At 35.8% G+C, this 21,875-nt stretch carries 16 protein-coding genes and 1 pseudogene; 11 read left to right on the plus strand and 6 right to left on the minus strand.

Going from position 1 to position 21,875, the window contains the following annotated elements:
• Positions 1-95: 95 nt before the first annotated feature.
• Positions 96-383, plus strand: a complete 288-nt coding sequence (locus SAGCYANO_RS10655; protein WP_202220057.1) for a hypothetical protein — start codon at positions 96-98, stop codon at positions 381-383.
• A 419-nt stretch (positions 384-802) separates the two neighbouring features.
• Here the strand turns inward: SAGCYANO_RS10655 and SAGCYANO_RS10660 are convergent.
• Both SAGCYANO_RS10660 and SAGCYANO_RS10665 read right to left on the minus strand, forming a co-directional pair.
• Positions 803-1,423: pseudogene (locus SAGCYANO_RS10660) on the minus strand (S1 RNA-binding domain-containing protein); the annotation flags it as partial.
• Between the two features lies 1 nt (position 1,424).
• Positions 1,425-3,575 carry a Tex family protein gene (locus tag SAGCYANO_RS10665; RefSeq protein ID WP_202220059.1) on the minus strand — a complete coding sequence of 717 codons (2,151 nt, stop codon included), beginning with the start codon at positions 3,573-3,575 and terminating at the stop codon, positions 1,425-1,427.
• 1,285 nt (positions 3,576-4,860) lie between these two features.
• Between SAGCYANO_RS10665 and SAGCYANO_RS10670 the strand changes: the two genes are divergently transcribed.
• A complete protein-coding gene (locus tag SAGCYANO_RS10670; RefSeq protein ID WP_202220060.1) occupies positions 4,861-5,730 on the plus strand; it encodes an MBL fold metallo-hydrolase in 870 nt (289 codons plus the stop codon).
• A 573-nt stretch (positions 5,731-6,303) separates the two neighbouring features.
• Here SAGCYANO_RS10670 and SAGCYANO_RS10675 read toward each other — a convergent pair.
• From SAGCYANO_RS10675 to SAGCYANO_RS47485, 4 genes are all read right to left on the minus strand, one after another.
• Complete coding sequence (locus SAGCYANO_RS10675; protein ID WP_375339912.1) at positions 6,304-7,161, minus strand: Rpn family recombination-promoting nuclease/putative transposase; 858 nt, start codon at positions 7,159-7,161, stop codon at positions 6,304-6,306.
• Between the two features lie 87 nt (positions 7,162-7,248).
• Positions 7,249-7,551 (minus strand): hypothetical protein, encoded by a 303-nt coding sequence (locus tag SAGCYANO_RS10680; protein ID WP_202220091.1) that lies wholly within the window; start codon positions 7,549-7,551, stop codon positions 7,249-7,251.
• Complete coding sequence (locus tag SAGCYANO_RS10685; RefSeq protein ID WP_202220061.1) at positions 7,551-7,805, minus strand: UPF0175 family protein; 255 nt, start codon at positions 7,803-7,805, stop codon at positions 7,551-7,553. Before SAGCYANO_RS10685 ends, SAGCYANO_RS10680 begins: the two co-directional genes overlap by 1 nt.
• An 85-nt stretch (positions 7,806-7,890) precedes the next feature.
• Complete coding sequence (locus tag SAGCYANO_RS47485; RefSeq protein WP_255502529.1) at positions 7,891-8,013, minus strand: hypothetical protein; 123 nt, start codon at positions 8,011-8,013, stop codon at positions 7,891-7,893.
• Between the two features lie 442 nt (positions 8,014-8,455).
• On the opposite strand from SAGCYANO_RS47485, the gene SAGCYANO_RS10690 reads away from it, so the two are divergent.
• The 9 genes from SAGCYANO_RS10690 to recO all read left to right on the plus strand — a co-directional run bounded on the left by SAGCYANO_RS10690 (position 8,456) and on the right by recO (position 21,787).
• Positions 8,456-9,874, plus strand: coding sequence for a P-loop NTPase fold protein (locus SAGCYANO_RS10690; protein WP_202220062.1), 1,419 nt, complete (start codon positions 8,456-8,458; stop codon positions 9,872-9,874).
• Between the two features lie 1,094 nt (positions 9,875-10,968).
• A complete protein-coding gene (locus tag SAGCYANO_RS10695) occupies positions 10,969-14,637 on the plus strand; it encodes a WD40 repeat domain-containing protein (protein WP_202220063.1) in 3,669 nt (1,222 codons plus the stop codon).
• 111 nt (positions 14,638-14,748) lie between these two features.
• The gene (locus SAGCYANO_RS10700) at positions 14,749-17,274 is read left to right on the plus strand and encodes a WD40 repeat domain-containing protein (protein ID WP_202220064.1); all 2,526 of its coding nucleotides are present in this window, start codon (positions 14,749-14,751) and stop codon (positions 17,272-17,274) included.
• A gap of 53 nt (positions 17,275-17,327) precedes the next feature.
• Positions 17,328-17,471, plus strand: a complete 144-nt coding sequence (locus SAGCYANO_RS10705; protein ID WP_202220065.1) for a hypothetical protein — start codon at positions 17,328-17,330, stop codon at positions 17,469-17,471.
• A gap of 64 nt (positions 17,472-17,535) precedes the next feature.
• Entirely contained in the window at positions 17,536-17,679 is a 144-nt protein-coding gene (locus tag SAGCYANO_RS10710) for a hypothetical protein (protein WP_202220066.1), read from the plus strand.
• An 89-nt stretch (positions 17,680-17,768) separates the two neighbouring features.
• Complete coding sequence (locus SAGCYANO_RS10715; protein ID WP_202220067.1) at positions 17,769-18,404, plus strand: Uma2 family endonuclease; 636 nt, start codon at positions 17,769-17,771, stop codon at positions 18,402-18,404.
• Positions 18,405-19,047: 643 nt separating this feature from the next.
• Positions 19,048-19,236 (plus strand): 30S ribosomal protein S21, encoded by a 189-nt coding sequence (gene rpsU, locus SAGCYANO_RS10720; protein WP_011613894.1) that lies wholly within the window; start codon positions 19,048-19,050, stop codon positions 19,234-19,236.
• Between the two features lie 536 nt (positions 19,237-19,772).
• Positions 19,773-20,450 carry a deoxyribose-phosphate aldolase gene (gene deoC, locus SAGCYANO_RS10725; RefSeq protein WP_202220068.1) on the plus strand — a complete coding sequence of 226 codons (678 nt, stop codon included), beginning with the start codon at positions 19,773-19,775 and terminating at the stop codon, positions 20,448-20,450.
• 521 nt (positions 20,451-20,971) lie between these two features.
• A complete protein-coding gene (recO, locus tag SAGCYANO_RS10730) occupies positions 20,972-21,787 on the plus strand; it encodes a DNA repair protein RecO (protein WP_202220069.1) in 816 nt (271 codons plus the stop codon).
• The last annotated feature ends 88 nt before the right edge of the window (positions 21,788-21,875 follow it).

Here is a 21,875-nt window from a genome sequence, read left to right on the forward strand (position 1 = left end):
AAAATTACCTTTTTCGTGAAATAGACTTTATTTGAAAGTCTTTTTATGGTGCTTATTATTCGTAACATTCTTTTTTCAAAATGGTATAAGGAGACTTGACATCAGGAATAGTCTCTTTTCTCTTATGTGAGCATCCTGGTCTAGAAAGTACGGAAGCAACAGTACGGGAGCAACAGTATGGGAGCAACAGTACGGGAGCAACAGTACGGGAGCAAGATGCTCCCACTATCGTGTCTGTTAACAAAAATAATGACAATACACCACCACCATTAACGAAGTCAGAAGTCAGAAGCGGTGCGACCCCGCGACGACGCCAGCTCGCTTGCGGAATGCTGACCAAGAGAGGGAATGCGCACCAAGAGAGTCAGAAGTTATTTTTGTAACAGGGATTTGATCTCCGCTCCAAAAATATTTCGCCTTCAAAGGTGGAGTTGCGCGACCCAATCCTGTTTGATAAATTATTTTTTTAGTGTGAGCATCCTGGTCTAGTGCCGCTACGTGATAGAACTCCGTTCCACTTACGCGACAAAAAACTTTCTTCTTCTATTGCTGTTTCTTTTTCTTTCTTTCCTCCTGATATCAAATCCAGTGGGGTTGCACATAGAATCTGGTTATATAATATCTGTTTATACTTCTATAATTACTTCAATATTTAATCGGACCGACTCCCCCACTCCCCTACTCCCTACTCCCCCACTCCCCTACTCCCTACTCCCCTACTCCCCCACTCCCAACTATATAATAAGTATTCAACCGGATGTGATATGACTCCTGACTCCTGACTCCTGACTCCTATTTAAACTTACTTTCGCATGGATAAACCAATTCGTTTTAACTTTTCATTTATTTCCAAAACTCTTACTTTTACTACTTGCCCAACTTTCACAACTTGCTTTGGATCTTTAACAAAATAATCTGCTAATTGAGAGATATGTACTAACCCATCTTGATGTACTCCCACATCAACAAAAGCTCCAAAATTAGCGACATTAGTTACTATTCCTTCCAACTCCATTCCTACTTCTAAATCTTTAATTTCTTTAATTCCTTCTCTAAAAGTTGCATACTTAAATTCTGCTCTAGGGTCGCGTCCTGGTTTTTCCAATTCACTGATAATATCTTTGAGTGTTGGTTCGCCAATTTTATCGGTTACATACTTTTTTAAATCCAGAGATTTTACTCTATTTGAGATTTGATTAATCTGATTTATCGATACAGCTAAATCTTGAGCTATATTTTCTACCACTGAATAACTTTCTGGATGTACTGCGGTATTATCTAAAGGATTTTCACCACTCCGAATTCGTAAAAAACCAGCACAAAGTTCAAAAGTTTTCCCTCCCAATTTTGACACTTTCAAAATTTCTTGACGATTCTTAAAAGCTCCATTTTCATTCCGATATTTAACTAAATTTTTCATGATATTACTTTCGCATAGATAACCCAATTCGTTTTAACTTTTCATTTATTTCCAAAACTCTTACTTTTACTACTTGCCCAACTTTCACAACTTGCTTTGGATCTTTAACAAAATAATCTGCTAATTGAGAGATATGTACTAACCCATCTTGATGTACTCCCACATCAACAAATGCGCCAAAATTAGCGACATTAGTTACTATTCCTTCCAACTCCATTCCTACTTCTAAATCTTTAATTTCTTTAATACCTTCTCTAAAAGTTGCATACTTAAATTCTGCTCTAGGGTCGCGTCCTGGTTTTTCCAATTCACTAATAATATCTTTGAGTGTTGGTTCGCCAATTTTGTCGGTTACATACTTTTTTAAATCCAGAGATTTTACTCTATTTGAGATTTGATTAATCTGATTTATCGATACAGCTAAATCTTGAGCTATATTTTCTACAACTGAATAACTTTCTGGATGTACTGCGGTATTATCTAAAGGATTTTCGCCGCTCCGAATTCTTAAAAAACCAGCACAAAGTTCAAAAGTTTTCCCTCCCAATTTTGACACTTTCAAAATTTCTTGACGATTCTTAAAAGCTCCATTTTCATTCCGATATTTAACTAAATTTTTAGCGACTGTCGAACTCATACCAGAAACAAAAATTAGTAGTTCTTTTGAAGCAGTATTCAAATCTACTCCCACATAATTTACACAACTTTCTACTGTCTCATCTAACTTTTTTTTCAACAATTTTTGGTCTACATCATGTTGATATTGACCGACTCCTATAGACTTCGGGTCGATTTTTACCAGTTCCGCTAAAGGGTCTTGTAAACGTCTGCCTATACTAATAGCTCCCCGCACTGTAATATCTAAGTCGGGAAATTCTTCTATTGCTACTTTAGAAGCGGAATAAATTGAAGCACCAGATTCATTTACTATGACTTTTATTGGTTTTTTATCCAAAGTAGAAATTACTTCAGTCATAAATTCATCTGTTTCTCTTCCTGCCGTACCATTACCAATAGCAATAAGTTCAATTTTGTACTTTTGAATTAATTGCTTAATAGTTGTAGCAGCTTGTTGTTTTTCCGCCGCAGATTTATGGGGAAATATTGCTTGATATTTTAAGAATTTTCCCGTTTCATCTAACACAACAACTTTGCAACCCGTTCTAAATCCTGGGTCAATTCCTAAAGTAGGTTTCATCCCTGCAGGTGGAGATAATAATAACTCTTTGAGATTAGTTTCAAAAGTTTTAATTGACTCAATATCCGCCTCAGCTTTCTTTTGTCCTCGAACTTCATTGATTAAAGAATTTTTCATCAAACGATTCAAAGCATCTTTGAGCATTTCCTGATAAAAATTTCTGACTTCTTTAACTCTAGTTTTAATTTCTGAATCTGCTAAGTAAGACAGTACAAAATCTCGGTCAAAATCAAGTTCTAGATTTAATACCCCTTCACTCTCTCCTCGTAACAAAGCCAACATATTATGAGGAGCAATATCTTTAACATTTACCCGAAAATTCCGGTACATTTCAAACTTAGTCGTACCTTCAGGATAATCATCTTTAATTTTGGAACTAAAACAACCAGATTTGAGAAAATATTCTCTGATGTAAGAACGTAACTCAGCTTTTTCTGCCACTGATTCTGCCAAAATATCAGATGCTCCTTGAATAGCCTCTTCTATATTTTTTACACCTTTTTCTTCATCAATATATTTAACAGCTTCTTGCTCAATAGATGTAGATTTTGCTTGAGGGTTATTCAGAGATTTAATAAATTCTGCCAAAGATTCTAAACCTTTTTCCCTAGCAATTGTCGCCCTAGTCCGTCGTTTTGGTTTATAGGGAAGATAAAGGTCTTCAAGTTCTGTTTTTTGTAGACATAACTCAATTTTTTCCTGTAGTTCATCAGTAAGTTTACCAGCATCATTAATTGCTTTGAGAATCACCTTTTTTCTTTCTTCAAGTTCCTGAAGATAAGTAAATCTATCCCAAATATTTCGCAATTGAGTTTCATCCAAAGAATTTGTATATTCTTTCCGATAGCGAGCCACAAAAGGAATAGTCGCCCCTCCATTTAACAGCTCCAAAGAATTTTTAATACTTTGAGAATTGATATTTAATTCTTGAGCTAAAATTTTATTTATGTCCAGCATAAACCATCTATATAAATATATTTTTTTGATTTTACCGAATAATTAAGGTAAAAATCCTCTCCTTTAAAGGAGAAACAAGAAAAAATTTTCCTTTTATTCAATCCTCTCCCTAAAAGGAAGAGGTAATTATCCATTATCAATTATCCATTATCAATTATTTTTATAGCAATATGATTTAAGTTGTGAAATATTGGATAATTTTAGGGAACAGGGAACAGGGAACAGAAAAAAGAAAAAAAGAAAAAAATGAATATATATGAACATGATAACTGCTATATTCTCTACTTTGAAGGAACATTCAAAGGGGTGCATCTCAATGCGTGAATAAAGCCAAAAATTTATCGCTTTTAGGGAACAGGGAACAGGGAACAGGGAACAGGGAATATATAGGAAAAAAGTATTTGTGCACATAAGAGATGCACCCCATTCAAAGTAAGCAGTCAGCCGTCAGCTATTAGCTAGCCTCCTAGGTCGGAACTGCGGACTTCAGCTATTAATGTTGGGAAAGGTAAAAGCAGCCTTTGAAATTGGGTTTGAACAAAAAGTTACTGTCAAAGTCTCCTTCTCCAATCTGAGAAGTAATTATTCATTATTAATTGCTGTTTGCGTAGCATTTCGTAGGAATAGATGACTGCTAATAGCTGAATGCTTACCATTCAAATTCTCACATCTGAATTCCTGATTGCTATAGCTCGGAAAATGTTATAGCGCTAGGGAATAGGGAATAGGGAATAGGGAATAGTTAACTTTTAAAGGGTTTTCGGTGCGGAATTAGAAGGAAGAATAGTCCCTTAATTTTTCTGCACAACTATGCGCCTAAAATGCTAATTTTTTGAACCATTACGACCTAAAAGGTTGGACTACCTTCAACTAAAAAATTCTCAAACGTTATATATGTCAATACTTTTAGATTTATTCAGCAAGCCCTAATTAAATACGTTTACTCTCCCGGAATAACCATTCAATGATTAACACATAACTTCCATCTAATCTCTACGTTTTATGTTAAGAAAGATGTTTATAAAGCATAGCCTTTAAAGGGGAAAAAAATAATTTTTTTCCTTTTAGTCAATCCTCTCCCTAAAAGGAAGAGGTAATTATCCATTATCCATTATCCATTATCCATTAATGAATCCCCTACTTAAAAAAGTGTAGAAAAGTTTTTGAGAAATGGTATTATTATTAACAGGTTAAGCAAAAATAAAAAGCTGACCGCTGACCGCTAATAGCTAAATGCTTACAAAATTAATCATAATTCATAATAAACTTTTTAAAATAGGTAAAAATGGCTAAAATTCAATTACGACGTACTGAAAATATTCATGGCGATATATACGTTGATAGTACCTGTATAGACTGTGATACTTGTCGCTGGATGTCACCTACAGTTTTTCATCGAAGTGGAGATAAGTCGGCAGTTTATCATCAACCAGAAAACGACAAAGAAAGACAAGAAGCAATGCAAGCTTTACTATCTTGCCCGACAAATTCTATCGGTACTATTGAAGCACCAAAAGATATTAAAAAAATTCAGCAAACCTTGCCAATTTTAGTAACAGATAATGTTTATCATTGTGGATATCATTCAGAAAAATCTTTTGGTGCAGCGAGTTACTTTATTGTCAGACCAGAGGGAAACATTTTAGTTGACTCACCCCAATTTTCACCTTCATTAGTGAAGCGTTTAGAAGAAATGGGAGGAATTAAATATATGTATTTAACCCACCAAGATGACGTAGCAGACCATCAAAAATTTAGAGAACATTTTAACTGCGATCGCATCCTTCATGTAGATGATATTTCTTCAGATACTAATGATGTAGAAATAAAATTAACTGGTACAGAACCATTTTCCCTAAGTCCTGATTTATTAATTATTCCTGTACCTGGTCACAGTAAAGGTCATACAGTCTTACTATATGGAAAATTTTTATTTACAGGCGACCATCTAGCTTGGTCTAGTGGTTTAAATCAACTTTATGCTTTTCGTCGTTATTGTGGGTATTCTTGGTCAGAACAAATTAAATCTATAAGTAAACTCATACCTTATAGTTTTGAATGGATATTACCTGGTCACGGTCATCGATATCATGCTGATACAAAAACCATGGAACAACAGTTACAAAAGTGTATTAATTGGATGGAAAAATTATGAGTTTTTCTAACAGTTATGACGATTAGTAAAATAGATAGGATTTATCTCAATTATAGCGCTTCTCTAATTTATGAGATACAGTTTTAGATCCCCCCTAACCCCCCTTAGTAAGGGGGGAACCGCTTAAAAAGGGGGGAGGTTTCAAAGTCCCCCTTTTTAAGGGGGATTTAGGGGGATCGTAAATGTACCTCATCTTTATGAGAAATGCTATATCAAAAATAGCACTATAAAAAGAGGATTCAAAAATTAAGGTCAAGGTGGCTTTTTCCCTTCCTATTTTTTATCAAAATAATATGGGTCTAAAACCCCGCCTTGATTGGCGAAATATTTTTGGTGAGTCGCTCAAATCCCCGTTACAAAAATAACTTCTGACTTCTGACTTCTGACTTCTGACTTCGTTAACATCTCCTCTTTTATTTGAATGAAACAAATTCTAATCTATTCAATTAAGAAGGGTGCATCTCATATTTGCAAAAATACTTTTTTCCTATATATTCCCTGTTGCTTGTTGCCTGTTGCCTGTTGCCTAAAAGCGATAAATTTTTGGCTTTATTCAAAATTGAGATGCACCCATTAAGAAGGCGAATGTTCGTGTAACCAACTTTCTAAATCCTCCAAACTATTAAAATCCAAAATATCCTCCGTTAAACTTTCCAAATCAGACAAAAGCAAATCTTCAATCTGACTACCTATTGTCGCCGGAATTTCTCCAAAACGCTTTTTCAGTAAACGTATAACTAGAGCAATTGTTTGATTTAACCTTCCTTTTTCTTCTCCTTGTTCTTCCGCATAAGTTATCCGTCCTCTTTCATCTTGCATTGCAATTGCTCGACGCTCAACTATATCTAATTCTTCTACCGTCATATTAATTCTATTAGCAATATTTAAAGCCTTTTCTATTTCCGAAACTTCTCCTAAATTCTCTGGAATACTATCCAATCTGTTAGCCTCTTTCAGAAAATAAATCCATTTATCAGTCAAACTGTTTAACTCTGATAAAGCTTTCTTAAATTTCGGCAACTCTAAGAAAATTAATCGTAATTGTTTATCAAGACATTCAAAATTTTTAGTCTCCTCCTTAAACACAAACTTATTGATAAAATTATCTCTCTTTTCAAACAGAATAAAATCTGTAATTGTGACCGCTATGGCTGGATTTAGTAGCAGATAATCCTCTCCAGTTTCTAACTGATTGGCATAAGCTTTAGCCAGGTTGTAAGCAACTCGTTTGTTGAAACCAGCCATTCTAGCTACTTGCATTTCAATAACTACAATTGAGCCATCTACTAAAACTGCTTTGATGTCTAAATTAGGGGCGAATGGCCATTCGCCCCTACTCAATTGACCGGGATTAAAGGGATTAAGAATTGTTAGAGATTGAATTACTTTTTTGCCTCCATAAATTATCGCATTGAGAAAGCTAATTAAAATGTCTTTGCTTTATTCGGAGCCAAAGATTTTTTTAAAGGCATAATCGACCTTGGGATTGATAAATTTCATGGTGGTTTTAATTTAGTTTTATATTGGCATATTTTTTCCAGATTCACCATTAATAGGTTTGGTAACTATTATGATATAGCAGTTCTTTAATCTATGAGGTACTGATAACTGATAACTGATAACTGATAACTGATAACTGATAACTGATAACTGATAACTGATAACTGATAACTGATAACTGATAACTGATAACTGATAACTGATAACTGATAACTGAAATGACCCCCTGGGGTAGAATAATATTTCCATAAAGTTGAGGTAATAATTAAAGTAAATTTGTCTGATATAAATACTGGATAGGGGAAGTATTACTAATAACATTAGGCATTAGCCAAATCCTCAATTAATTCAGCTTCAGTTAGTTTAAAAGTGTTAACGCCATAATCCCCTAATTTTGTTAAAAATAACACCTTGGGAATACCAGCAAAGACTGCTGCAGCACCTGTAGAAATTCTACCCATTTCATAATATTTAATTGCAGCTATTAAACGAATTTCTGCACTCAAATTTTCGGGAGTAATTTCCAGTGCTGAGAAGCTTTCATCTGGTATAGTAATAGTAATTTCTTGTGTCATAAATACTTAGTATTAAGCCTAAATAATTTAGTAATAAAAACCTTAACTATAGGTTTGGTTAAGCACGCTTTGTAATTCAACAAGGCTAGATTAATCTAGATTTAGATTCAACAAGTTGTTGCGATCGCTTACTGTTACCAATCATTTCTTGGTTGAATAAAAAGTCATGTGTATGGGCGAACAACCCCCAATGTATATATCGTATCACAATTTTTTATGAAATACTATCTGAAAAAGTTCTGAATTTTTGTGGTGCTTTCAAAAATGACGAGGTAGCAACTTCAGGTACATAGACATAGAATAGATTAAGAGGATATCTGAAAAGTTTTTTGATACTGAATTTTGCCCCCCGAGCAAGCCAACTTTGGGGGGAACAAGAGTCAATTTGCTTCTCAAAGTCCCCCAAAATTGGGGGATTTAGGGGCGAGCGATGTAGCAAAATGTTAGGATATATCAAAAGCTCAAAACTCAGACAAAGCAAGCTTTTTACCCTTTTAAGGGGATAATCAAGAAAAATTTTCATCTCTTTGTCAATCCTATCCGCTTTCAAGGAGAGGTAATTGTTAATTATTAATTATTAATTATTAATTATTAATTATTAATTGTTGAATCCTTCCTTCTTCCTTATTTTAAATTGACCATTAAATATTATGGGATTACTAGATTTACAGAAATTTTATCAAGCGACAAACCCTAGTCAGGTTCTGAAAGCAGATAGCCCAGAAGACGAAAAGTATTACATAGATTTTTCTCAAGTGCGGGGTGGCAAAATTATTGAAGAACTTCGGGAAAACATCACATTCTTTTCTCCAGATGAACCTACCTGCGAACTATTTACAGGTCATATCGGTTGTGGCAAATCTACAGAATTATTGCGACTGAAGGCAGCTTTAGAAAAAGCAGAATTTCATGTGGTTTATTTTGAATCTTCCCAAGACTTAGAAATGGGTGACGTTGATATTGGGGATATCATGTTAGCGATCGCTCGTCGAATCACAGAAAGTATTGGGAGCTTAGAAAAAATAACTTTGCCCCAAGCAAGAGGTTTTCAAAGAATTATTGATGGAGCGACCAGACTTTTACAAACAGAGATAGAGTTGTCTGCGGAAGCTAAACTGCCTGGGGTTGGTGAAATTTCCGCTAGTTCCGAGGGTAAGTTTTCTGTGGAAGCAGGTTTGCCTGGTATTGGGGTGAAAGCTAGCGATGATGAGGGAGTTTCTCTAGCTTTGGGAATTGGTAAAATTACCGCTAAAACTAAGAAAAGTCTTGAACTGCGCAAGAAATTAAAAGATTATTTGGAACCACAAACAGATAATATTCTGGAAACTATCAACACAGAATTAATTGAACCTACCGTTGAGAAGTTGAAACAATATGGGAAAAAAGGCTTGGTAGTAATAGTTGATAACCTTGACCGTGTAGAAAATGTAATTAAATCTGGAAGTCGCCCTCAACCTGAATACTTATTTGTAGATAGGGGAGAAAATTTACGCCTACTCAAATGTCATGTTATTTATACTATGCCTTTGTCTCTAATGTTTTCCAATGATTACAATAGACTGACCAGTCGTCTTGCGGTGGAACCGAAAGTTTTGCCAATGGTGCCTGTGAGACTGCGAGATGGTAATGAATGTGCTTTGGGAATGAAGAATTTACGACAGATGGTTTTGGCGAGAGCATTTCCTGACTTAGACCCCGAACAGCGACTTTGTTTAATTTCGGAAGTTTTTGATGCGCCAGAAACACTCGATCGCCTCTGTCAAATTAGTGGGGGTCACGTCCGCGAATTATTACAACTGCTGCGTAGTTTAATAACAAAAGAGCGGAAACTACCACTTTCTCGTGAATTGTTAGAAAGAGTTATTCGGGACAAAGGTAATCAAATGAAGTTGGGAGTGGACGATCAAGAGTGGGAGTTGTTGCGTCAAGTACAAGAAAGTCAAGAGGTAAAGGGTGATAAAGAATATCAAATTCTGGTTGGTACTAGGTTAGTATATGAATATCGAGACAGTCAGGGGTCTTGGTTTCAAGTGAATCCAATATTGGCAGAATTGGGAAATTTAATTTAAGAGACCGTAGTGGCGTAACACGCCTAAAATGGTGCATCGGGTAGGGGCGGGTTCCCCGGGTAGGGGCGGGTTCCCCGGGTAGGGGCGGGTTCCCGGGTAGGGGCGGGTTCCCCGGGTAGGGGCGGGTTCCCCGGGTAGGGGCGGGTTCCGCGTTAAGTAAATGGTTTTACCCAGAACCTGGTAAACCCGCCCCCGCACCAATAATCGCTCTGCACAGTTTTAGTTGTGTCGCCCCAGTAGGTTGGGTTGACGCAGGAAATCCAAATGGTGCATCGGGTAGGGGCGGGTTCCCGGGTAGGGGCGGGTTCCCCGGGTAGGGGCGGGTTCCCCGGGTAGGGGCGGGTTCCGCGTTAAGTAAATGGTTTTACCCAGAACCTGGTAAACCCGCCCCCGCACCAATAATCGCTCTGCACAGTTTTAGTTGTGTCGCCCCAGTAGGTTGGGTTGACGCAGGAAATCCAAATGGTGCATCGGGTAGGGGCGGGTTCCCCGGGTAGGGGCGGGTTCCCCGGGTAGGGGCGGGTTCCGCGTTAAGTAAATGGTTTTACCCAGAACCTGGTAAACCCGCCCCCGCACCAATAATCGCTCTGCACAGTTTTAGTTGTGTCGCCCCAGTAGGTTGGGTTGACGCAGGAAATCCAACAAATTTAGGTGTTGGTGAAGCGGGGGCGGGTTTACCCAGTCCTGGGTTACACCACTAACTTAACGCGGAACCCGCCCCTACAAAATCTAATTACATCAATGCTAGGGGCGGGTTTTCCTACTCCTGGGTTACACCACTAACTTAACGCGGAACCCGCCCCTACAAAATCTAATTACATCAATGCTAGGGGGCGGGTTTTCCTACTCCTGGGTTACACCACTAACTTAACGCGGAACCCGCCCCTACAAAATCTAATTACATCAATGCTAGGGGCGGGTTTTCCTACTCCTGGGTTACACCACTAACTTAACGCGGAACCCGCCCCTACAAAATCTAATTACATCAATGCTAGGGGCGGGTTTTCCTACCCTGGGTTACACCACTAACTTAACGCGGAACCCGCCCCTACAAAATCTAATTACATCAATGCTAGGGGACTTAATCTAACACAATGACAAACCTAAACAAATTAGAAAATCTTTCACAGAAAAATCAAAATTCTTTACAGGAATTAGCTTTTGCTCTTGAAGCTGAAGGGAAAAATTTTTCTTTGATTTTAGCTCGTTGTAATTTTAAGAGTTTGCAACATAATCTCATACAAATATTGGCTAATATCTGTTCTCTAAAAATTCAGCAACTTAATTTAGAACCATCTGCAATTACTCTCTATACTACTATTGAAAAACAAATAGGAAATGAACAATTTCAAGCTTTAATGGTATTGGGTTTAGAGTCTGTGAAAGAAATTTCTCAACTTTTGCCTAGTGCTAATCAAATTCGGGGAGAATTTAGCGATAATTTTCACTTTCCATTGGTGCTGTGGGTGACGGATAATGTGTTAGCTGAAATGATTCGTTTAGCTCCTGATTTTTATAGTTGGGCAGTGACAATTGATTTTGAAGCTTCTACTAATAATGTAGTTGATTTTATTCGGTCAACTAGCGAAGATGTTTATCGCAAAACTTTCGAGTCTGGGAATATTTTTCTGGGCAAAGATGATTTTGATAGTTGCACTGGTATCCAACTTAAGGCTGCTTTTCAAGAGTTATTAAATAGTGGGGTAAAAATAGAATCGGAATTAGAGGCAAGTTTTGAATTTGCTCTGGGAAGATTAGGTGATGATTTGGAGGAATCTCGGCAGCACTATGAGCAGAGTTTAGAGTTGTGGAAACAAAATAATAATCTGGTAAAACAAGGATATTTGTTATTTTATTTGGGTTTATGGTGGCGAGACTATGCTGAAGGAAATCGTCAGGAATATCAGCATAGTTGTCTACGGGCAAAAGATTATTTTCAGGAATGTATAGATTGTTTTGAATTTGCTCAAAGGAGCGATTTAGTTGATAGATTTATTAATTATTTGGCAGAGGTTAATCATCGACTTTTGGATTGGGATGAGTTGGAAAAAGTTGCTGAAAAGGCTTTAAATATTCATCAAAATCATCAAACCAAATTTAGGATGGCAAGAGCTTATGGATTTTTAGCAGAAGTTAAGTCGAATCGAAAAAATTGGCATGAAACTCAAGAGTTAGCTGAACAAGCATTATCTTTACTAGCAGAAGCTGTTACTGAAATATCCAATGATTCTGAAAAAAATAACCAAGTATTAGATTGGGAACTCCACTATCACAAAGGTTGGTATTTATTTTCTTTAGCTAAAGCTCAAAAAAATCTTGACCAAGTAGAAACAGCAGTTACAACTTTAGAGGAAGCAAAAAATATTACTAAGCCTAGTTACGACCCCGAACTTTATCGGTTAATTTTGAAAGAATTGGGAAATTGTTATTTCCATAGAGGAGATTATTTACCAGCATTTAATCAAAAACTAGAACAACAAGAAATTGAGACTCAATTTGCTATTAAAGCTTTCATTGGAGCCGGGAAATTACAGCCAAGAAAACATCGTTCTAATCCTGCTTTATCCTCGATTCAAGCATCAAAAAAACTAACTCAAGAAATAGCTACTTCTGGTAGGTTGCCGGATGTGGAGAATTTAGTCAGTCGGATTAAAGTTTCTCACCATAGATTCACAATTTTGTATGGTTCTTCTGGAGTTGGTAAAAGTTCTTTAGTAGAAGCTGGATTAATTCCTATTTTGAAAGGAGATTCTGTAGATGCTAGAGATATTTTGCCTGTTTTGCAGCAAGTTTATACTAATTGGAGGCAAAACCTTAGTGATAGTTTGGCAAAGGCTATTTCAGAGTTAGAAAATAGGGAATATAATCCCCCTAAATCCCCCTTAGAAAGGGGGACTTTGAAGACTTCTCCCTCAGAAATGGAGTGCTTTGAAGACTCTCCTCTTAGAAATATGAGGCACATTGACGATCCCCCTAAATCCCCCTTAGAAAGGGGGACTTTGAAGACTTCCCCCTTAGAAAAGGGGACTTTGAAGACTCCCTTAGAAAACTCCCCCCTTAAGAAGGGGGGTAGGGGGGGTTCTAAAACTGTACCCCATAGATTAAAGAACTACGATAGTTTTATTAATTCTAATGATGACTTACTGTCAATTTTAAGAAGACTAGAAAAGCAGAATAAAGTCACTGTTTTAATCTTCGACCAATTTGAGGAATTTTTCTTTAATAATAAGGATATAAATCAACGACTACAATTTTATGATTTTCTTCAAGAATGTTTGAAAATATCTTTTGTTAATGTAATTATTTCCCTGCGAGAAGATTTCATCAACTATCTTTTAGAATGTAATCGTCTGGTCAGTTTAGATATTATTAATAACGACATTCTCAGCAAAAAGCATATCTATTATATTGGTGATTTTTCTATCGAAAATGCTAAGTCGGTAATTCAAGGAATAACATCCCAGACTACTTTTACTTTAACCCCAGAATTAATAGATGAATTAGTGAAAGATTTAGCAGGAAGTTTGAATACTGTACGACCAATTGAGTTACAAATTGTGGGGTCGCAGTTGCAAAATGAGAATATTACTACTTTAGTAGAATATCAAGAAAAGGGTCCGAAACAAGCATTTGTCGGGCGGTATTTAGAGGAGGTAATAAAGTATTGTGGACCGGAGAATGAAAGGTTAGCAAAAGTAGTTTTATATTTCCTCACAGATGAGAATAATACTCGCCCTCTCAAAAGTCGGGTAGAGTTGGAGGAATATACTGAGGAACCGGAACGGATGGAATTAGTTTTGACTGTGTTAGTTAAGTCTAGGTTGGTTTTTATAATTCCCACAAGTCCGTCAGATAACTATCAATTAGCTCACGATTATTTGGCATATTTTGTCAGAAAAGAAATGCCTGAAGCAGCTCAAATATATGCTGAGTTGGAGAAGGAAAGAGAGCTGCGCAAACAGACAGAAAAAATGTTAAATCAGGCGTTACGAAAACAACTAAATACTGCCCGTCGTGCGGCTATTACTTTAGGGGGAATGGTGTTAGCATTTGGGGGAGTTGCTGTTATTGCAGCGTTAGTAGGAGTTAACACTTATTTGTCAGGTTTAAGTGCTGCTTCTAAGCCAAATACAGAATTAGATCGGTTAGTATCTGCTATTGAAGCGGGAAAAAAATTAAAATGGTTATCTTTTGCAGCAACTCCAGGAACTAAACTGGAAGTTTTGTCAGAATTAAGTACAGCAATTCAGGAAGTCAAAGAGTTTAATAGATTTGAAAAACATAAGGATGATGTGACTCACGTTAGCTTTAGTAACGATGAGAAAATGATTGCTACTGGGAGTAAAGATGATACGGTAAAACTTTGGTGGATTGATGGTAGTCAAGAGGAAAAAACCTTTGATGAACATACTGATGATATTACTCAGGTTGACTTTAGTTCTGATGGTAAAATAGTTGCTTCTGCTAGTAAAGATGATCGGGCAATAATTAGGTGGATAGATGGGAGTAGAAAGCCTATAGTTTTAGAACATAATGATGATGTCTTGGATATTAGTATTAGTTCAGATAATCAATTTTTAGCTACAGCTTGTAAAGATAAAATAGTGCGAATTTGGAAGATTAAAAATGGTAATTTAGTTAATTTTTTTGATAGTCACACTGCTCCTGTTGCACAGGTTTCTTTTAGCCCTAATGGTAAAATTATTGCTTCTGCTGATGATTATGATAATGTCAAGCTTTGGTTTATTGATGAGGAAAAATAAGATGTAAATATCAATAATTATGCTACAACTGATATTGAATTTATAGATAATGAAACTGTTATTTTATCTAGTCAAGGGAATGATTTTAAAGTTTATCAAGTGGATGGAAAGTTGATTAAGAGATATGGCAAATCTCGAAAAGATTATATTGGTAACGTTATTAGCAAAAATCGAAGATTTATAGTGACTGTTGATGAGGATGATCAAAATAATTTGCAAATAATAGAACGACAAAAAAATCTACATTATTTTACTTCTTATTCTTCTTCAATTCCTTTTAATAAGCATAATGATAGTATATCTCATCTTAGTTTTAGTCCTAATAATAGATTTCTAGTATCAGCAAGTGAAGATAACACAGTTAAACTTTGGAAACTTGATAATTGGTTGAAAAATTCTTATGCTCATAGAGATTTATTTTTTAAGGAGCAGAAAAATAATTTTGACAAAAGTTTAAGTGTAATTATTACTCCGGTTAATCAAGATTTGGGAAAACTAAAAGTAAGTATCTGGCAAAATGGTCAAAGTTTAACAGCGAGAAAACCAATTGTTATGTCAAATTTTTATCGTCTAAGTTTCAGTCCTAGCAATCAACATTTTATTACTAGCAGCACTCTGGATTATTCTTATGCCACAATATTAAAAAATGATGGGAGAGAAACAGCTTTAAAGACTGATAACAACTCAGTAAGAAAACTCATAATTAGTCCTGATGGAAAGACAATTGCTACTATTAGTAGTAATAGTGATGGTAATGAAAAGTTTATTCAGTTATGGAACCAACAAGGAGACCCTATCAAAAAATTAAAACATTACCAGGTAGAAAAACTGCATTTCAGTCTAGATAGCAAAACCCTGGCTTCTATCAGTGAAAATCAAATTAAATTTTGGACTAAAGATGGTAGGTTAATTAATTCTTTTGATGGTCATAATGAAAAAATTGAGGGAACAATTTTCAGCTTAGATGAACAATTAATTGCCACTAGAAGTCACAACAAAATAAAACTCTTAAATCTGAATAGCAAATTAGTTATAAATTTAGAGGGGCATTATCAACAATTTCAAGCAATAGGTTTCAGTCCAGATAGTCAAATTATTACTTCTATTGGTGATGATAATTTTGTCAAGCTTTGGAGAAGAGACGGTACTTACATTGGCACATTAGAACACACAGATCAAATAACAAGTCTGTCTTTTAGCCGTGATAGTAAGAGAATTATTACTTTTAGTTCTAACTCAGACAGACCAGAAAAGAGAATGATTAAACTATGGCAAAGCAATGGGACTCTAATCAAGCAATATCAAATTGATGATTACGTTATTAATTTTCTTCGCCTAAGTCCAGATGCTAAAGCTATTGTTTACGGTTCTAGTAAACTTGTCAAACTTTGGAATCTTGATAGAAAATCAACTAAGACTATAGAGACTATGGAGAAGAATTATGGAAAAACTAATGACGTAGAGTTTAGTTCTGATGGTGAAATAATTGCTATAGCTAATGACGATAAAACTATTAGGCTTTGGAATAGCGAGGATGGTCAAGAAATAAAAACGCTTAGAGGACATAAACACCCTGTTAAAAATATAATTTTTAGCCCTGGAGGAAACTTTTTTGCCTCTATGGATAATGATGGTGAATATGCTAAGAAGGAAGAAACAATAATTTTTTGGGATATAGAAGGTAATAGGCTAAAAAATATTGAAGGAAATCAGCTTTCTTTTCTAGACTATAACAATACTATTAGTTCCGTTAGTTATAATCCAAAGTGCGGAACTTTGATATTTTGGCAGCGTGATGGTAAAAAATTAGAAACTCCTGAAGAGTATGAGTTTTGTGAGGAGTTTGCTTCATTTCTAGATTACACTTCTGATGGCCAGATAATTGCTTGGAGTAAAAGAGAATATCCTTTAAGACTCTGGAATATTAATGGTGAGTTAATCAAAACTTTTAAAGGTCATAATGCTAGGGTGAGTAGTGTAAGTTTTAGCCCTGATGGAACAAAAATTGTCTCTGGTAGCTACGATAAAACTATTAAAATTTGGAACAGCAAGAATGGCGAAGAAATCAATACTATTGAAGAAAACGATGAAGTAAACACTGTAACTTTCAGCCCCGATGGCAGAACTATACTTTCTGGCAGTGATGATAAAACGTTAAAACTTTGGAGTTTAGATGGAACACTTATCGACACTTTTAAGGGTCATACGAGTACGCTTTGGAAAGCAACTTTTAGCCCTGATGGTAAGATGATTGCTTCAGTTGGTAATGATATTGATGACATAATATTGTGGGATAGTAAAACTAGGGAAATCAAAAAACGGATCAAGAATAACGAGGGAGTTAAAAGTATTAGTTTTAGCCCTGACAGTGATATCCTAGCCATCGAACGCAAAAATGGTAAAGTAACACTCTATCTACTCAATGGCATATTTACCCAAAAAACCCACCTCTACACAACCAATTCATTCTTAGGGGAAAAATTTAGTCCTGATGGGAAAGCGATCGCCGTACAAAACCAGTCAGGAGTCTTACTTTTAAACGCAGACTTAGACGACTTACTCAACCGTGCTTGTAATTGGGCGAGTGCTTATCTGAAAACCACTGAAAATGAAGATATAAAACATCTTTGCGATTAAAACCTTCCTCAAAAACCCTACAATATTCATTAACTTCATTATTATTCGAGTGTATGGAAAACATAATAATTTCTCTACCCCACTCCCTGCGAGTCTACGTCGAAGAACAACTACAACTTGGTAGTTATAAAAATGCCAGCGAGTATTTTCTGCTCCTAGTGCAGCAATATCAACAACCCCAAACCAAGCAACCCTAAGAAACAAAATTAATCCAAGGTATAGAGTCTAGTCCCTCCGAACCCATGACTGCACAAAACTGGGATGAAAATCGTCAAGCAGTGCGAGAAAGAAGTGTCAAGCGATCGTAAAAATAAAACTAAACAGGACTTACGCATAACCACCACATATAGTAGGGGCGAATGGCATTCGCCCTACAATTGGTGTATAGTTTCACATTTTGCGTAAGTTCTGACTAAAGTATTTTTCTTAAAAGAGCGATCGCCAGTTTTGGCTATAATAAAAAATACACCTTTTCAACTTTTCCCACAAAACCCATGAACAAAACCCAAACCGAACTACCCACAGACACTTGGATAACAGCAACTTGGGAAGAATATATCCAAATTATTGAAGACCCAAGTTACGAAAAAGCCAAAAGTTATTACAACAACGGAAAATTCAGAATCGAAATGTCACCAGCAAACAAGCACAGTAAAGACCACATGGTTATTACTACCATAGTTAACTTATTTGCAATGGCAAAAAAGATTAAGGTAGATGGCAGAAATGAGTGTATTTATCGCAAAACAGGACTTCGAGTGGCTCAACCAGACGCTTCCTATTATTTTAGAGAAAATGCAGATGTAGTTTCTTGGGAAGCATCTATTATTGACCTAGATATTTATCCTCCACCAAATCTAGTTATAGAAGTTGCCAATACTTCCCTTGCTGATGATAAAGGGGAAAAACCTTTGCTGTATGAAGCAATGAATGTAGCTGAATATTGGATAGTTGACGTACAGAAGCTAGAAGTTATTGCCTTTGCCATTGCCAAGGTCGGTAGTCAAAGAATTAACCAATCTCAAGTTTTGCCTGGTTTAGCAATTTCTTTATTAGAGGAAGCACTGCAACGCACTCGTCAAGAAAATCAACTCGAAATTTATACTTGGTTATTCAGTCAGTTTCAATAGTAGGGAATAGTTGAAACAACATTTCCGAGATTTTGAGATTTACAGCAAATTCCAAGTATATGAAGTACAGATATTAATAATTAAATCTTATCAGTGCGAGCATCTTGCTCGCGTGATTGTACCTAACTAAAGTGTAATCCGCTGTATCATTAGAGAGTGGGGTGCTCAAGCGCAATAGCGTAGCGCACCAGGCAACATCAAAAATGGTGCGTTACGCTCCACTTCGTTCCGCTAACGCACCCTACTGGACTGAAATTCATCATCCGCATAAGTCTTAACCAATTTTTTTTTAGCTTCAGGATTTTTATATAGCGATCGCTCAAGATTAAATAATCCTTATGAAAAACCAAAATTTTTGGCATTGCTGAGGGGTGGGATTAATATAAGTTCAGAAATAATCTTGAATCATAAGTATTAACTTCGATTATACCACAATTAGACTATTTCTTTCTTCCTTATTTAAAGATTAGATAATTTATGCTAATATACTAAAACTTGAAATGTTAGAGCTATTTAAAGTAGTAGCCAAAATTGGCTAACCTTGCTTTCTATTAACTGAACTAGCAAAGAATAACTACTTTTGCTCCACAAAACAACAAAACAAAAATAAAGTAAAAATATCTATTAGGAGGATAATGCATAGATGACCCAAGTGATACTAGGAGAAAATGAAGGAATTGAATCTGCATTACGTCGGTTTAAACGACAAGTTTCTCAAGCTGGAATATTCCCAGATATGAAAAAGCATCGTCACTTTGAGACACCCATTGAAAAACGGAAGCGTAAAGCAATGGCTTTACAAAAACAAAGGAAAAGACGTTCCCGCTATTAATCTTTATTGCTTTATTGTAATTTGAATTTGTTGTCAATTAGTGTCTTTCTAAGTCTATTAGTCATTAAGAAGCTATGAAGATAACTGTTGCTGAGACGCCTGGGTGCGTCTCCCTGACACTATTAATACCATTTCTCAAAAACTTTTCTACATTTTGTTGAGCAGGGGAGTGAGGGAGTGGAGGAGTGGGGGAGAAGCAAACACAAGGATAATTAACATGAACTTAGCTGAAATTAGTAAAAAAGTGATTTTACTTTTGCTAATTAGTTAATAACTGAAGTACTGTCCAAGTATAGCAATACTTTTGGGAATTGGTATAACAACAAAAGAACTAAACATCCGCAATTACTAATATTTGGTGAGGTACAAAATTATAAGTTTTAGGCAACAAGCTACAGCAAATAAAAAGATAATTGTACCTCACCTATGGTGAAAAACCCTATATCTTAAAAATCATTTTTACAAGTAAGAATTTTCTGTTAAATTAATATTAATTTAATAATTGAATTTGACACTATATTTTGGGAGAGAAAAAAATGGCTGTAGAACAGCCGGAACTTATAGATATTTCCCCTTTTATTGACCACTCTTTATTAACAATTACCGCAACCCCAGAACAAGTTTCAAAATTCTGTACGGACGCTGAAAAATTTAAGTTTCCATCAGTTTGCGTATATCCTTACTACGTCAAACAAGTAGCTGAACTTCTCCATGGCAAACATCCAAAAGTTTGTACTGTGATTGGTTTTCCTCATGGTCAAACTACTGGTAAAGCTAAATTATATGAAGCTTCAGAAGCTGTAGAAAATGGCGCTTCAGAATTAGATGTGATGATTAATTTGAGTCAAATCAAAACAGGCCAAACTAATGAATTACATCAGGAAATTGCCGAAATTTCTGAGGAAACTGGTAAAGCAGTTAAGGCCATTTTAGAGATGGCATTACTTACAGAAGCAGAAAAGCGATTAGCGACAGAAGTCTTAATGGATTCTGGTGTGGCCTTTATTGTCACTAATACGGGATGGTATGGTGGAGCAACGGTGGCGGATGTACAACTGCTCAAAGAAATGACCAAAACTAATGTGGGAATTAAAGCTGCAGGAGGAATTAAAAGTTATGAACAAGCAGTGGATCTAATTTCTGTGGGTGCTACTCGGTTAGGTACATCTCGTGGTCTAGAATTGCTCAAGGCTTTAAGTGATAGGTTTCAATAATTAATAATTAATAATTAATAATTAATAATTAATAATTAATAATTACCTCTCCTTGAAAACGGATAGGATTGACTCAAAAAAAAATTTTTATTTATTATCCCCTTAATAAGGTGAGGCTTTAAACCACAATTTTTAGGTAAATTTAACAGGGAAAACTGGAGCGATCAAAAGTTTCGGATATTCCTTAAATTATGTAATTACAGCGCTTTCCGTTGTTATGAGGTACACCCGCGCGGGCAAGATGCCCGCACTACAATATTTTCACGATTTATCCTGTACATCATTTGCCCAAAATCTGCTGTAAATATTGATATCCTGACTTTTGACTTCTTAATTTATTCACTTTTGACTTTTGACTTCTTATTTATTCACTTTTGACTTTTGACTTTTGACTTCTTAATTTATTCACTTTTGACTTTTGACTTTTGACTTTTGACTTCTTATTTATTCACTTTTGACTTTTGACTTCTAACTTCTTCTTCCTTCTTCCTTCTTCCCTCTTCCTTCTTCCTTGTTAAAATATGTCCCGAACCTACAAAGCAACTGGAATAAATCTTAAAGCTATACCCATAGGCGAATCAGACCGTTTATTAACGATTTTGACACCAGAATATGGTTTGATTCGAGTAGTGGCACCAGGAGTGAGGAAGCCAAAATCCAAATTGGGCGGCAGAAGTGAATTATTTGTCGTAAATCAATTATTAATTTCCCAAGGGCGATCGCTTGATAGAATAAATCAAGCAGAAACTATATTATCCTACGCGGGTCTTAGTCAAAACCTCGGAAAACTAGCAGCAGGTCAATATCTAGCAGAATTAGTTCTCCATCAAGCCTTAAGCGGACATCCTCAAACAGAACTTTTCTATCTTCTCAGCGAACATTTGGAACGTATCGAAAAACTAAAAAATAAAACCGACCGTCTCTGGCATACCCAACTCATATCATATCTCGCTCATGGCATTTATCATCTATTAGCCATAGAAGGAATTGCTCCCCAAGTACAAATCTGTTGTATTACTGGACGTCCATTACAGCCAAACTTTAATCATCCTAATTGGCAAGTAGGATTTAGTATAGATTCAGGTGGAGCCATTAAACTTGCCGATAATTCTGTAATTTCATCTTCACAGCAGCAAGTTAGGATGAATACTATGCTAAATGCCAATCAACTTTCACTATTTCAACAGTTAGCTCAACCTCAGCTCAATGCTCAGGTAGAACTGACTTCTCATCAAGATTGGGTCATCGTTGAAAAACTTTTAAGAAAATATACCCAATATCATTTGGGTTACTCTATCCGCTCTGCGGCTCTTATTGATACCTTTTTAAATGGATAATTGACAATTGATAATTGATAATTAATCCATTCGGTTTAAAGCCTCTCCTTTTAAGGTTTATAAATAAATCTGATTTCTTTATATTCAA

Origin of the sequence: Okeania sp. KiyG1, from assembly GCF_014132355.1 — a bacterium.
Lineage (GTDB): Bacteria > Cyanobacteriota > Cyanobacteriia > Cyanobacteriales > Microcoleaceae > Okeania.

Bases quoted from the DNA above. Each gene is read 5' to 3' on its own strand.
- SAGCYANO_RS10670 (WP_202220060.1), top strand. From the start codon at position 4,861: ATGGCTAAAATTCAATTACGACGTACTGAAAATATTCATGGCGATATA.
- SAGCYANO_RS10690 (WP_202220062.1), top strand. From the start codon at position 8,456: ATGGGATTACTAGATTTACAGAAATTTTATCAAGCGACAAACCCTAGT.
- recO (WP_202220069.1), top strand. From the start codon at position 20,972: ATGTCCCGAACCTACAAAGCAACTGGAATAAATCTTAAAGCTATACCC.
- SAGCYANO_RS10710 (WP_202220066.1), top strand. From the start codon at position 17,536: ATGAAAATCGTCAAGCAGTGCGAGAAAGAAGTGTCAAGCGATCGTAAA.
- SAGCYANO_RS10695 (WP_202220063.1), top strand. From the start codon at position 10,969: ATGACAAACCTAAACAAATTAGAAAATCTTTCACAGAAAAATCAAAAT.
- SAGCYANO_RS10715 (WP_202220067.1), top strand. From the start codon at position 17,769: ATGAACAAAACCCAAACCGAACTACCCACAGACACTTGGATAACAGCA.
- SAGCYANO_RS10705 (WP_202220065.1), top strand. From the start codon at position 17,328: ATGGAAAACATAATAATTTCTCTACCCCACTCCCTGCGAGTCTACGTC.
- SAGCYANO_RS10680 (WP_202220091.1), bottom strand. From the start codon at position 7,551: ATGTTATTAGTAATACTTCCCCTATCCAGTATTTATATCAGACAAATT.
- deoC (WP_202220068.1), top strand. From the start codon at position 19,773: ATGGCTGTAGAACAGCCGGAACTTATAGATATTTCCCCTTTTATTGAC.
- SAGCYANO_RS10685 (WP_202220061.1), bottom strand. From the start codon at position 7,805: ATGACACAAGAAATTACTATTACTATACCAGATGAAAGCTTCTCAGCA.
- SAGCYANO_RS10665 (WP_202220059.1), bottom strand. From the start codon at position 3,575: ATGCTGGACATAAATAAAATTTTAGCTCAAGAATTAAATATCAATTCT.
- rpsU (WP_011613894.1), top strand. From the start codon at position 19,048: ATGACCCAAGTGATACTAGGAGAAAATGAAGGAATTGAATCTGCATTA.